The organism is Nocardia sp. NPDC050412, assembly GCF_044458825.1.
Lineage (GTDB): Bacteria > Actinomycetota > Actinomycetes > Mycobacteriales > Mycobacteriaceae > Nocardia.
On sequence record NZ_JBITIJ010000003.1, the window covers coordinates 1 to 13632 of the forward strand.

A 13632-nucleotide genomic window follows, 5' to 3' on the forward strand; every position below is an offset into this window, starting at 1 on the left:
ATGGAGCCGATGTTGGCTGAGTTCGCGACGGTGATCGAGGGTTTGGTGTTCAACCGGCCGAGTATCGCGTTGGTGTCGACGGTGACTGGTGTGCGGGTTGTGGATGAGATGTGTGATGCGTCGTATTGGGTGGGTCAGGTTCGTGAGGCGGTGCGCTTCGCTGATGCGGTTGTCGCGATGGCGGGTATGGGTGTGTCGAGGTTCGCCGAGGTCGGGCCTGATGCGGTGTTGACCCCGATGATCACCCAGATCCTCGACACCGTAACCACAATCGCTTTGACCAGACGCCACAACGCGGACCCATCGACCGTGTTGACCGGCCTCGCCCGGTTGCACGTCGCGGGTTCGACGGTGGATTGGACCAGGTACTACGCTGGTTCCGGAGGCGCGAAGACAGATCTGCCGACGTACAGCTTCCAGCACCGCCGCTTCTGGGTCACGGGTCAACCGCAGACAGGAGAGGCATCCGCGCTCGGCCTACGGTCTACCGAACACCCGATGCTGGGTGCATTGGTGGCGCAGCCGGAGGGCGGGGGCGTCAGACTCACCGGCCGCCTGTCGACGGTCACCCATCCCTGGTTGGCCGATCATGACGTGCTCGGCACGGTGCTGCTGCCTGGCACCGGGTTCGTCGAACTGGCCATGCACGCCGGAGACCAGGTCGACTGTCCAGAACTGGAGGAGCTCACGCTTCGGGCGCCGCTGGTGTTCGAAGGGCATGGCGGAGTACAGATCCAAGTGATAGTCGGTGACAGTGATGAGACCGGTCGCCGGCGGCTCGACATCTACTCGCGTAAGGACCACGACGATCCGGCAGTCTCATGGACACACCATGCGCAAGGCAGTGTGCACCCGGGCAAGGAGACCGACGAGCCACAAGACTGGGCTGACTTTGTTCAGTGGCCACCGTTCGGTGCCACAAAACTGGAGTTGGATGGCGCTTACGATGAACTCGCCGATCACGGGTACAACTACGGGGCCGCTTTTCAAGGGCTGCAAGCCCTTTGGCGCCGCGGCGAGGAACTCTACGCTGAGGTCGCGCTGCCCGAGCAGGTCTCGACTCGAGGCTATGGCCTACATCCGGCCCTGTTCGATGCGGCGCTGCACGCATTGACCGTCGCCGGTTCGCGGAGCGTGGACGAACATGCCGAGCGGCAGACCCTCGTTCCATTCACCTGGTCTTCGGTGCGTTTGCACGCCGAAGGCGCGCGGCGGGTGCGGGTTCGGTCGACCGTGCTGAATCAGGGTGAAGTCACCCTGGCAATGGCCGATTCAAGTGGCGCGCCATTGCTGTCCGCGCGGTCCCTCACGTCGCGCCCGTTGTCCGTCGAACTGCTATCGGCCGCAACCCTGTCCTCGAATGACGCGCTGTACGAGCTCATTTGGCGGCCCGGTCCGGAGCTGCGATCGGTGGCGGGAGTCGCCTGGGCCGAGTGGGGCGCGGCGGAGTCGGCCTCGGTCTTGCTCTTCCGGGCCCCGGTCGAAGGTGTGGACGTGCCGGTCCAGTTGCGCACGGCTCTGCACCGCACGCTCGGTGCCGTCCAGCAGTTCCTCAGCGAAGAACGGTACGCCGCAAGCACTTTGGCTGTGGTCACCGGCGCCACGGGCGACCCGGCTCAGGCGGCGGTGTGGGGTCTGGTGCGTGCGGCGCAGGCGGAGAACCCGGGGCGGATCGTGCTCGTCGAGGCCAGCGAAGCGGCAACGACGGATCATCTTGTAGCCGCGGCGCTGACAGGCGAGCCGGAACTGGCTGTCCATGCGGATGGAACACGGGTGCCGCGGCTCATTCGCGCCGCGTCGCCCGAATCTGAGCGGCGGATACCTTGGGATTCCGAACGGACCGTCCTGATTACCGGTGGTACCGGCGGGGTCGGTCGCCACATCGCCAAGCACTTGGTGAGCGAGCACGGTGTGCGATACCTGCTGTTGGCGGGCAGACGCGGACCGGCAGCCGCCGAGGATCTCATCGCGGAACTCAGTGCTCTCGGTGCCGAGGTTCGCGTATCTGCCTGCGATGTCACAGATCGTGACGCACTGCGTGATCTGCTTGCTTCGATACCCGCGGAGCATCCGTTGGGTGCGATCGTGCACGCGGCGGGCGTTGCCTACAACGGTCTGGTCGATACCTTGACGCCGGAGCAGATCGACCATTCGCTCGGCGCCAAGGCCGATGCCGCATGGTACTTGCACGAGCTCACCCGCGAAGCCGAGCTGTCCGCCTTCGTCATGATCTCGTCGGTGGCAGGTTCGATACTGCCCGCAGGCCAGGGAGGTTATGCGGCGGCCAACGTGTTCCTCGACGCTCTTGCGACGCACCGTCACGCCGAAGGATTGCCGGCCACTTCGCTCGCCTATGGCATGTGGGACATCGCAACCGGACTTTCGCAGTGGCTCGGCGAGGTGGACCGGCAGCGTATGCGTCGCCAAGGTTTCACGCCGCTGACTGCCGATAAAGCACTCGAATTGTTCGATGCCGCATCGACTACCGAGCGTCCGGTGCTTGTACCGGTCGAGATCGACCTAGCTGTACTGCGCGCTCGGGACTCGGTGCCTGCGCTGCTCAGCGACTTGGCCAAGAAGACCGGGCGTCGGCCGAGCAGCAGAACGCAGGACGGGACAGCGCTTCGCAGGCATCTGACGCACCTGTCCGATTCCGAACAGGAGCGGTGGCTTCGGATGCACATACTCGAGAACGCTGCCCGTCTGCTGGGGCATGAGAGCGCCGAGGCTCTCGACCCCGAGCGGGACTTCCTCGAATCGGGGTTCGACTCACTGGCTGCCATGGAGTTGCGAAGTGCCCTCAATGCTTCCACCGGTCTGACGCTGTCGACCGCTGCAATCTTCGATCATAAGACGCCGGCGGCACTGGCCCGATACCTGCAAAAGGAGCTCAACACAGACTCACAGAAGGGCAATAGTCGAGTTGGCGAAGACGACTCGCTGTACGGGATGTTCCGTGGCGCGGTAGAGAACGGCCAGGCTCGTAACGGCTTTGCTCTGCTGAGGGCGGCGGCGGAACTACGTGAGCAGTTCTCTTCGGCCGACGAACTGGACCGATTGCCGGTGCCGTCACGACTGGCTTCGGGTTCTGTTCTGCCCCGCATCATCTGCCTCAATCCGCCACTGGCCACCGGTGGCGCGCATCAGTACGCCCGCATCGCATCGCATCTGCGAACTGCCCGCGACGTCGTGGTCCTGCCGCTGATCGGCTTCGGTGCGGGCGAGCCACTGCCAGCTACGCCGACGACGGCATTGGAAGGAGTGGCGCGCTGTCTGCTCGAGGCAGCGCAGGGAGAGCCGTTCGTACTACTCGGATATTCCTCGGGCGGCCTGCTGGCTTACCTCGTCACGGAGTTCCTGGAAGCCACCGGCCGCCCAGTGCCTGCTGGCCTGGTCATGTTGGACACCTACAGGATCCACGATGACGGCGATTGGCTGCTTCGGGAGATGGCAGAACACATGGTGTCGAACGAAGCTACGTTCGGTCGCTTCGACCAGGCTCGGTTGACGGGTATGAGCCGGTATGTGCAGCTGCTGCGCGAGATGGTGCCCGGCTCCATCGTCACGCCGACCTTGTTCGTCCAGTGTGTCCAGTCATTCCTGGGAAGCTCGTCGGATCGTGTGGACTGGCAGGCTCAACCGTGGGATTCGCAAACCGTTGTGTCGGTGCAGGCGGATCATTTCACGATGCTGGAGGACGGCTCAGTGGATGTTGCGGAAGCGATCGAGGGCTGGCTCGAAAAGGGTATGAGCTAGCAGTAGTAACGACTGGGTGAGCGAATGCTCACCCAGTCGTGGCTCCACCAAAATCCGCGACGACGCTCGTCTAGCTCAACAGCGCTTGTGAGCTGTGCTCGCGGATCAGCTGCGCGACGGGGCGGCGATTCGCATCGAGAAAGAAATGACCGCCTGGAAATGCTTTCGCGAGGAAGCTACCAGAGGTGTGCGAACTCCACGCCTCTACTTCCGTGAAACTTGCATCGGGGTCGCGATCGCCGACAATTGCCACCATGGGGCAGCTGACTGTCGCGTCCGGAGTGCACTCGTAAGTCTCGATAGCTCGGTAGTCGTTTCTGACGGTCGCCAGGATCATTTCTCGGAATTCAGGATCCTCGAGCAACGCCGATGGTGTGCCGCCGACGCTCAGTAATAGTTCACATATTTCTGGATCGCTCATCAGGTGCACTTGTTCGGAGTGCGTCGACGACGGGGCGCGTCGACCGGAGGCGAAGAGGACTCTCGCGGTCGCTCCTAATTCCTGCTCGAGCCGTCGGCAGGCTTCAAAAGCTACGACAGATCCCATGCTGTGGCCGAATATGGAAAAATTCTCGGCACCCTCAACCGTTTCTATCAGTTCAGGAAGTACACCATCGACGAGGTCTGAAATATTATCGATGAGCGGTTCATGTCTTCTGTCCAGTCGTCCGGGATACTGGACAGCAAGAACGTCATATTCTGATCCCATGCACCCGGCCAATGGCCCGAAGGATATGGCGGAGCCACCGGCGTGAGGAAAGCAGATCAATTTATGGGACCCATTCCCCGGGGACGTGGACAGGCGACGTAGCCAGCTATTGCCCATATGGTAGAGAGCCTTTCGTTGGATTCAGCGAGACTGCCTCGAACAGGCGAAATAAATCCGAGCCGTCAACAACGAATATGTGACTCATGGACCAGGGGCATCGGAGCGGAGTGCATTCAACGAACATACCCGCCATGGGTGTATAGGCGGAGGCCGCCCCGGCTATGTGGAACTGGTGGTTTCGGCGCTGGCACTGTTGCGGGTGCCCGACCGGATGGCTGGCTTTTTGCGGCCAGAGCCATGCGTTGCGGCGGCTGTCCGCGCCGTCTCAGTGCATGGCATCCGATGCAACCGAATCCCTACCGGGCCAACTTGTTTCGGATGCTGTGGTCAACCGCCGCGGCAGCGCGAACACTCCCGCGGCGACGGCGATCAGAATGCCGATGGCCCACCACAGCGTTTGTGCGAAGGTGCGAGACATATTGTGCGCGTTGGCTTCTCGCCCGGCTCTGGTGAGTGCTTGCTGTAGTGGATCGAGTTGTCCGGATCGGGGCTGGCAGCTGGACGGCACGGCGGTGGGGTCGGTGGCGGTGGAGCGATCGTGTACGCAGGCGCGGAACTGACCAAGTATCTGGTCTCGAGCGGTGGCGGGGATATCCAGGTTGGTGAGCTGCTGTTGGAGCGTGGGGATGGTGGCAGTGGTGCCGTGGCCGGAGGTGTTGTCGAGTTGGGTGAAGAAGAACACTCCGGCCAGCGCGACACCGAGCGCCATGCCGACCTGCTGAATGGTCGACAACTGTCCGGACGCGGACCCGGCATCATGGCCGGGAACTCCGGAAAGGATCAGGTCGACTGTCGGTGCGACGAAGAGTCCGAACCCGAATCCGCTGATCGCGAGGGGTGCGAACATCCGCACGGAGGTGATGCCGGAGCCGTAGTGCGCGGCCAGATAGAGGTAGAGCCCGAACCCGGCGGCGTTGATCATCGCGCCCGCGAACAGCACCATCCGCCCGTAGCGCGGCACAAAAACCTGCACGCTGGATCCGGCTCCGGCCGCAGCGGCCACCGCGAAAGGTGATGCGCTCAGCCCGGCCCGCAGCGGCGTCCAGCCGAGCCCCGCTTGCAGATATAGCGTCCACACCAGGAAGTAGCCGCCGAGAGCGATCCAGAACAACAGCCACACAGCCATACCTACACTGAATGTGCGCTCCCGGAACAGATTCAGCACCACCAGCGGCGATCCGACGGTCGCGGTCCGGCGTCGCTCGAAGGCGACGAATGCCACAAGGACCAGCGCGGCGGCGGCGATCAGCGCGAAGGTCCAGACCGGCCAGCCGAGGGTGCGTCCCTCGGTCAGTGGGTATGCCAGCAGCAGGACCGCGCCGATCGCGAGGACGGTGCCGATCGGATCCAATCGATCCGCCGTGGCCGAGCGGGACTGCCGCACCAGCACCATCGCCGCGGGAATCGCGAGCATTCCGACAGGCACATTGACCAGGAAGATCGGCCGCCACGCCCAGTCGAAAAGGTTGGCCTGCACCAGGATTCCACCCACGATCAATCCGGCCACCGATGCCGAGCCGAGCACACCGCCCCAGATTCCGAGCACCTTCCCGCGTTCATCGGCGGGGAACGATACGTGCATGATCGCCAGGATCTGCGGGATCATCAGCCCGGCCGTCGCGCCCTGGACTATTCGTGCGGCGATCAGCCACGCCGGGTCCGGGGCGATCCCGCATGCCAGCGATGCGAGCGTGAACAGGGTCAGGCCGACAAGCAGGATAGTTTTGCGGCCGACCAGGTCGCCTAGTCGGCCGCCGGTGATCAGCAACGCCGCGAATCCGAGCAGATAACCCGACACCACCCACTCCAGATCCGCGTAGGGTGCGTTCAGATCGCTTTGGATCGTCGGCAGCGCCACATTCACGATCGTCACATCGAGCAGGTCCATGAACCCGGCCACCAGCAATACCACCAGTGCGAGCCAGCGCCGTCGATCCGGTGTCGGGCGCAGTTCGGATGTCGTGCGCATCAGTTCGCCCTTCTGTCCAAGAGGGGGCCGTGGGCGTGTCATGTCACCGCGGTTTCGTCCGTCATAGATATGACGGAGCACGACCCGTCGACATGACACGCGAATCGGACGGAAGGAGATCGCCGATGTCCGAGGAGACCCAGTGGCTCGCGCAGCGCTTCGAAGACCACCGCGCCCACCTCGGCGCGGTCGCCTACCGCATGCTCGGATCGGCGAGCGAGGCGGACGACGCCGTGCAACAGGCATGGCTGCGACTCGACCGCGCCGACACCGAAAGTGTGCGCAACCTGCGGAACTGGTTGACCGCGGTCGTCGCCCACATCTGCCTGGATATGTTGCGGGCCCGCAAAGCCCGCCGCGAAGACCCGGTCGGCGCGCTACCGACCGAGTTGCCCGCCATCCCCGCGGACAGCGTGGATCCGGAGGAAGAGGCGGTGCTGGCCGACTCGGTCGGGCTCGCATTACTGGTCGTGCTCGACACCCTTACTCCGGCTGAGCGACTGACTTTCGTTTTGCACGACCTGTTCGATCTGCCGTACGCCGAACTCGCGCCCATCCTGGGACGTACGCCAGCCGCTGCCGCACAACTGGCTGCCCGCGCCCGCCGCCGTGTCCGTGGCGCGCCCCTGGCCGAGACCGACCGCATCGCCGATGAACGTGTGGTCGTCGATGCCTTCCTGCGGGCCGCCCGTAGCGGTGACTTCGATGCGCTGATCGCCGTACTCGACCCGGACGTCGAACTGCACGCCGATGATGTCGCTGCCCCCAGCGGACACCCGATCCGCATGAGTGGCGCTCGCCGCGTCGCCTCCAGCGCCCTGATGTTCTCCAGCCAGGCCCCCTACACCCGTCCCGCCCTCATCAATGGCCACATGGGCCTGGTCGTTGCCCCCGGCGGAAACCTGAACCTCCTTCTGGCCTTCACTATCACCGACCATCGGATAGCCACCATCGAGATCATCGCCGACCCGAACCGTATCGCTGACATGTCTCTCGCCGTTCCTGATGAGACGTAGGTCCGCGGACTCCGGAACAGTTCGTCGGGCTGATGACCTGGCAGGAATTCGATTTCGCTGTCGTGTTCGCGACGGCATGCCCGCCCGAGCGACCGCATTCGGCCTAGGAGATCGGTCATCCGTGGCCGTTGACGAATGCCACGATCTCATCGAGTCCAGGTCGATACCCGTCCGTCGTGTCGACCTCTATCGTCGGCACATCCAGCGATATACGGTCGAACACGCGGTGGACGTCGGATGCAACAGTGCCCGGCCCGGAATGTGCTCGCCGCAAAGGGTTTTCGCGCTGACGTCGATGAATTCGCGCCATCGCGATGCCAGGCTCTACCTCGCACTGCACCACTCGCATCGCGGCGAGACCACGTAGCGGCTCGAGCCCCGGCCGCCACAGGCGATCTTGAAATGCCGCCTCCGCTACCACTGTGACGCCCGCTCGCAACAACAGCTCCAGCACACTGAAGAACGTCGGCAGTGTGCGAAGACTCGACTCGTCGCCGGGCTTTGCCGCGAAATCCGGCCGCCCGTGCACCATGCCTTCCTTTATTTCGTCCCGGCAGATCGCGGGGCACCCCACCTTGGCGGCCAGCGCATGCGCGAGTGTTGTCTTACCGGCGCCCGGCGGTCCGCTCACGACAACGAGGGTGGGCAAGCGACTCATGGGCAGCTACCCGCGTCCATTTGGAGCGGAGACACGTCGAGCGGTAGTTCGCATCCGAATCGCTTCGGCGACTTCATCAATGGCGGTGCGGATCATTGCCCCGTAACCGTCATCGCCGAGCGTATCCACACACCCTCGCGCCGCGTCGATCTCGCACTGCGCCGCAGCGAATGACCCGAGCCGCCGATAGTTGTCCGCCAGATTCAAATGCAGCGACGGGTAGAAGCCCCGCACATCCAGACTCGCATCGTGCCGATGCAACCGTTCATCGGTCAGACTGTCCGCCGCGTCCAGCGCCCGAACATCCCAGCAAAGCGCCTGTGCCGCATCGTCATACAGATCCGCGAGATAGTGCGCCAATGTGCACCGATGCAATGGATCACCCTGCGGACCGAGCGTCGCCCATATCCCGAGCAGCGCCTCCCGCGCAGCGTCCGGCGAGCCTGTTCGCCCGAGCTCGACCGCCTGTGTGATGGCGGCCATGGTTTCACCAGCGGGATTCATGCGCCACACTCCTTCGAATTCGTAATGGCAGTCGGCATGACGAGCGTGGTCAGCTCACCGTCCGTCGCGGAACGAACGATCACCGGTGCGTTGGCCGCAGCGATATCGAGCATGATTTCCGGACCGATCGCACTCGCCAATGCGGGTCGTAATGTCTTGGGGGAGAAGGCAAGTTCGATACCCGGTCCGGTAACCACTGCCGGAATGTGCAGGCGTGCGAGTAACTCGGGATAGCCAGGCGAACCAGGCCTGAGTTGCCCATTGCAGCTCACAACAAGACCTGACCGATCGACGGCGAAGCCAACCGGCGCCGCGCCGCCCGCCTCGAGCGCTGCGAGCAGCGCACTTCGCCCCGCCACCACCCGTGTCCGAACCGTACCCAGCCCCGCCAACATCGCCTGATAGTCCGGAAACGCCGCATCGATGGTCCCGCACCGGCGCTCGGAGCCGCGACCGGTCACAACGAGCCCATCGTCCAGAGCACGCACAGTCACCTCATCCAATTCCCGCAGCCAGGAACCGATTCCACCCAACTCGCCCGCATCGACAACCACCGACCACGCCCCACCCGGCCGCACCGGCACCATTGCCCGCGTCGACAGCCGATACCGATCCGTAGCCGTCAACGTAACCGAATCCGCACGCGACTCCACCAAAACCCCAGACAGCACTGGTATTTCACGATCCAGAGCGGCCGCCGACCGTACCTGCTCGATGGCCGCCGCCAACACCGCGGCGGATACCACCGCGCCCGCCCCGATCTCCTCTTTGATCACCCGCGCAACCGCAGCCGCATTCCGGGCTCGCCGCGCAAGTTCCGCCACATGGTCCTCGAGCAGCCGCCCGGCCCGCGTCCCGTCCCCGTTCAAAATCTCCGAAACAACATCCAATGGCACCCCGATTCCCCGCAGCCGCCGAATCATCACCCCGCGATCGACCTGCGCGTCGCTGTAGTACCGATATCCGGTCACCTCATCCACCCGAACCGGAACCAGCAACCCGCAATCGTCATAAAACCGCAGCGCACTGGCCGTAAGCCCACAGGCCCGCGCCAACCCGCCAATCGTGATCAACCCATCGCCCGCCACCCGCTCATCATGGAGTCTCGGGTAGGTCGAAGGTCAAACGGGCGATCAGGACCGGTGCACCGGCCCGTGCGCATCGGCGCAGTGCGCATCGTCGGCGGAGACCTCCAGATCCGACGAGTGGTCCACTTGCAAAGTCGTATGCTCCAACCTGAATTCGTCGTGCAGCACGGTCTCGATCATCGAACGAATCGCATGACAGTCGGCAGCGTCGTCGACGAGGACATGCGCCGACAGCGACGCCTGTCCAGAGGTGATCTGCCAGACGTGCAGGTCGTGGACCTCGGTTACCTGCCGGACCGCCACGATGCGCGCTCCGATGGCGTCGGGATCGAGATGAGCGGGCGCGGCCTCCAGGAAGATCCGCCCCGACTCCCGCACCAAAGACCAGCCCGCCTTGATCATCAATGCCGCGACGACCAGCGCCGCGATCGCATCTGCGCGGGCGAACCCGGCCAGCCACACCACCGCGCCCGCGATAGCGGTTCCGATGAAGGCGTAGAGGTCGTTGAGGATGTGCTGGAACGCGCCCTCGACATTCAGGCTGGTCCGGTTGGCCCGGCTGATGCTCCACGCGGCTGCGATATTCACCACGATCCCGACCAGCGCCGTGATCAACACGAGCGGCCCTTCGACATCCGGCGGATTGATCAGCCGATTGATGCCCTCATACACGAACCACGCCGCAAGCAGCAGCAACGTGATCCCATTCGCCTGCGCCGAAAGGATCTCGACCCGCTTGAACCCGTAGGTGTATCGCCCATGGGCCGGACGTCGAGCCAACCGGATCGCGATCATCGCGAGCACGATCGAGGCGGCATCGGTGAGCATGTGCGCGGCGTCGGAGATCAGCGCGAGCGATTGCGCCAGCAGGCCGACCACCACCTCCGCCACCATGAACGCGACGATCAAGCCGAGCGCGATGGCCAGCCAGCGCGGATTCGAATCCGCCGAGACGCCGTGGTCGTGGCTGTGGCCGTGTTTGTCCGAATGGCCGGAGTGTGCGTGGTCATGATCCATGTGCTCAGCCTCGCCGACCACCGCTGCCGACCGCTTCGGCGACACGCACTGCTCGCCCATAGTCGAACGCTCCTTCCGCTTGATATTGCTGCCGTCCGACAGCGTAGTCGATGTTGCACTCATGCGCATGTGTGAATATGAATCGCCGCTCGAAGGCCCAGGTCAACAGTGGCGAATTCGTGATCATTCGGACCGACCGGCCCGACTACTATGCGGACTGCACCATTCGGTGATCAACAACGCGGTATCCGGCGGTGCGGACCTGGATGGGTTGGTCCGGTGGTGAATGCAGAGGGGATGCGATGGACAGGCCTGCGTGGGCGCCCGAGGGCGTGGATATGCAACAGGCGAGCCCGGCACGGATGTATGACGCCTTGCTGGGCGGCTCACACAATTTCGAGATCGATCGCAAAGCCGCCGAGGCCGGCAAACAACTGGTGCCCGACCTGCCCCGTCTGGCGCTGAGCAATCGGGCTTTCCTGCGCCGTGCGGTCCGCTTCCTGGCCGACCAGGGGGTGCGTCAGTTCCTCGATATCGGTTCGGGCATTCCGACGGCGGGCAATGTGCACGAGGTCGCACAGTCCATTGATCCGGAGATTCGCGTGCTCTACGCCGATATCGATCCGGTCGCGGTCGCCCACGCCCGCGCGATTCTGGTGGACAACGACAAGGTCGCCGCCATCGAAGCCGACCTGCGCAAGCCCGATGAGCTGCTCGCCCGAGTCCGCGAGACCGGCCGCATCGATTTCGCGCAACCGGTCGGGGTGTTGCTGGTTGCGGTGCTGCACTTGGTATCCGACGAAGAGCTGCCGGTCGAGAAGGTTTCCGCGCTGCATGCGGCTGTCCCCACCGGAAGCTACGTCGCGATCTCACACCTGACATCGGAGCTGCGCCCCGAGGACGCGGGCAAGCTCGGTCGCAATGCGGCCGATGTGACCCGCGTCGGCATCCACTTCCGCTCGAAGGACGGTATCTGCGCGATGTTCGACGGGTGGGAGCTGGTCGAGCCCGGTGTCGTCGAGTTACCTGCCTGGCGGCCGGAATCCGAACGCGACCTATACGAGACGCCGGGCCGATCGCTCGGCCTGGCGGGCGTCGGCCGGAAAGTCTGACCGGAGCCGTGGCAGGGGGTTCGTGTGGGGACGCGTGAGCTGGCGATGCGATGGGCGGATGCGCTCGACGGCGCTGTCGCTCCGATCATCACCCGAAGCCAAATCGAAACTCTGCTAGCGGAACTCGCCGATGTGCTGATCGCGGCCCTGCGCGGGACGCGGGAGGTCACGGTTGCCCAGGACGCCGCCGCGGTGCTCGTCACGGCGAATTATCGTGACCAGATCGCCGTCAGCCGTTCGGTTCTGGTTATCTGCCGGGATATGGTTCGTGAAATCTGCCCCACCGGAACCGAATCCGATTACGTGCCAGTTCGCGAGCGTGCGATAGTTGTCGCTGCCGAGTTCGCCGCGGGTTTCACCTCTGCGCTGCGGAACGCGGCATTAGGGGAGCAGGAAACCACACTCGCAGCGGCGTTTTCGGCCGCGCAGGAGGCCGAGGTGCGAAGGCAATTGTCGGAGGCCAGGTTCGAAGCGGTCTTCGCGGGAGCGTCGGTTGGGATCGGGACTGTCGACGTCACCGGTCGGGTACTGGAGGTGAACGCGGCCATGGCCGATATGCTCGGACTACCCGCGGCGATGATGCCCGGTCGGTCGGTCGCCGAATTGCTCGGTCCCGCGAATATCGGTGACGCATATGCCAATTTGGAGCACCTACTCAGCGGTCGGACCGACCGCTTCCGTCTCGAAACCGACCATCTCCGCCGCGACGGCACCATCACCAGCATCGACCTGTCCATGTCCGCGGTCCGCGACAGCAGTGGGCGGGTCCGCTTCCTGATCGGTGTCGCCGTCGACGTCACCGAACGCAAACAACTGGCCGACCAGCTGTGGCACGATGCCAACCACGACAGCCTGACCGGCTTGCCCAATCGTGTCCTGTTCTTCAATCGACTGGCCAATGCCATTCCACCAGTTGGTGTTTGCTATCTGGACCTCGACGGCTTCAAGGAAGTCAACGATGTGTGGGGGCATACGATAGGGGATCGGGTGCTGCGCGACGTTGCCCAGCGGCTTCGGCAATCCGCCGAATCCGTCGGCGGATTGGTCGCGCGAATCGGCGGCGACGAGTTCATCGTACTCGTCGAGAAGTGCACTGGCACAGAGCAATTGGAAGCAATTTCCGCGCTGCTGCTCGACGGGCTCGGCACGCCGATCCAGGTGGGCGGGCGGCCCGTGGTCGTAGGCGCCAGCATCGGAACGGTTTTCGCCGAAGACCGCCCCACCGATATCGACGAAATGATGCACGCCGTCGACACCGCGATGTACCGCAACAAGGCCATGGGAGGACGCCGGCTCCGGCATTAGCTACCAACGGGCGGCCGACACCGGCCGGATCTATGGGATCCGGTTGGAGGGCAAGTTGGTCGGCAGCGTCCTGTTCCGGACGATGGTCCTCGCACTCGGCGTCGCCGAAGCGGGCTGCTGGCTGGAGCCCTCGGCCGCGGGCCGTGGCCTGGCGACCCGGACCGCCCGCGTGATCATCGACTGGGCAATCCAGGAGCGCGGCATCCACCGCGTGGGGTGGCTGGTCGCGTCACCGAATCATCCCGGCATCGCCGTGGCTCGGCGGTTGGGAATGACCGAAGACGGTGTGCTGTGGGAGTTTTGCCCGCCTCGTGGGCAGCGGCTCGATGTGGAGGTCTGGTCAGTGTCGGCTCCGGAGTGGCGGGCGGGCAGCTAGGC

Annotated in this window: 11 protein-coding genes; 5 read left to right on the plus strand and 6 right to left on the minus strand. The window is 64.3% G+C overall.

Annotated features, from left to right (window positions below; genetic code table 11):
- Positions 1-9: 9 nt before the first annotated feature.
- Positions 10-3756 (plus strand): type I polyketide synthase, encoded by a 3747-nt coding sequence (locus ACIBI6_RS07890; protein ID WP_396955613.1) that lies wholly within the window; start codon positions 10-12, stop codon positions 3754-3756.
- Positions 3757-3826: 70 nt separating this feature from the next.
- Here the strand turns inward: ACIBI6_RS07890 and ACIBI6_RS07895 are convergent, their stop codons facing one another.
- Entirely contained in the window at positions 3827-4582 is a 756-nt protein-coding gene (locus tag ACIBI6_RS07895; RefSeq protein ID WP_364350660.1) for an alpha/beta fold hydrolase, read from the minus strand.
- Between the two features lie 268 nt (positions 4583-4850).
- Positions 4851-6554 carry an MFS transporter gene (locus tag ACIBI6_RS07900; protein ID WP_396955614.1) on the minus strand — a complete coding sequence of 568 codons (1704 nt, stop codon included), beginning with the start codon at positions 6552-6554 and terminating at the stop codon, positions 4851-4853.
- Between the two features lie 125 nt (positions 6555-6679).
- On the opposite strand from ACIBI6_RS07900, the gene ACIBI6_RS07905 reads away from it, so the two are divergent.
- The gene (locus ACIBI6_RS07905) at positions 6680-7570 is read left to right on the plus strand and encodes a sigma-70 family RNA polymerase sigma factor (protein ID WP_396955615.1); all 891 of its coding nucleotides are present in this window, start codon (positions 6680-6682) and stop codon (positions 7568-7570) included.
- A gap of 115 nt (positions 7571-7685) precedes the next feature.
- On the opposite strand, the gene ACIBI6_RS07910 is transcribed toward ACIBI6_RS07905, so the two are convergent.
- The 4 genes from ACIBI6_RS07910 to ACIBI6_RS07925 are packed head-to-tail and all read right to left on the minus strand — an operon-like array spanning position 7686 to position 10837.
- Positions 7686-8228, minus strand: a complete 543-nt coding sequence (locus tag ACIBI6_RS07910) for an AAA family ATPase (RefSeq protein WP_396955616.1) — start codon at positions 8226-8228, stop codon at positions 7686-7688.
- Positions 8229-8234: 6 nt separating this feature from the next.
- Positions 8235-8732: a hypothetical protein gene (locus tag ACIBI6_RS07915; protein ID WP_364350649.1), complete on the minus strand. Its 498-nt coding sequence runs from the start codon at positions 8730-8732 to the stop codon at positions 8235-8237.
- Complete coding sequence (locus tag ACIBI6_RS07920; protein ID WP_396955617.1) at positions 8729-9820, minus strand: MerR family transcriptional regulator; 1092 nt, start codon at positions 9818-9820, stop codon at positions 8729-8731. The genes ACIBI6_RS07915 and ACIBI6_RS07920 overlap by 4 nt, the downstream gene beginning before the upstream one ends.
- Positions 9821-9865: 45 nt before the next feature.
- The gene (locus tag ACIBI6_RS07925) at positions 9866-10837 is read right to left on the minus strand and encodes a cation diffusion facilitator family transporter (RefSeq protein ID WP_364350693.1); all 972 of its coding nucleotides are present in this window, start codon (positions 10835-10837) and stop codon (positions 9866-9868) included.
- 302 nt (positions 10838-11139) lie between these two features.
- Here ACIBI6_RS07925 and ACIBI6_RS07930 point away from each other — a divergent pair, with 302 nt between their 5' ends.
- Genes ACIBI6_RS07930 through ACIBI6_RS07940 form a run of 3 tightly spaced genes read left to right on the plus strand, consistent with a single transcriptional unit; the run spans position 11140 to position 13630 of the window.
- A complete protein-coding gene (locus ACIBI6_RS07930; RefSeq protein WP_364350643.1) occupies positions 11140-11949 on the plus strand; it encodes an SAM-dependent methyltransferase in 810 nt (269 codons plus the stop codon).
- A gap of 24 nt (positions 11950-11973) precedes the next feature.
- Positions 11974-13254, plus strand: a complete 1281-nt coding sequence (locus ACIBI6_RS07935; protein ID WP_364350640.1) for a sensor domain-containing diguanylate cyclase — start codon at positions 11974-11976, stop codon at positions 13252-13254.
- A 28-nt stretch (positions 13255-13282) separates the two neighbouring features.
- Positions 13283-13630, plus strand: a complete 348-nt coding sequence (locus ACIBI6_RS07940) for a GNAT family N-acetyltransferase (RefSeq protein WP_396955972.1) — start codon at positions 13283-13285, stop codon at positions 13628-13630.
- Positions 13631-13632: the final 2 nt, after the last annotated feature.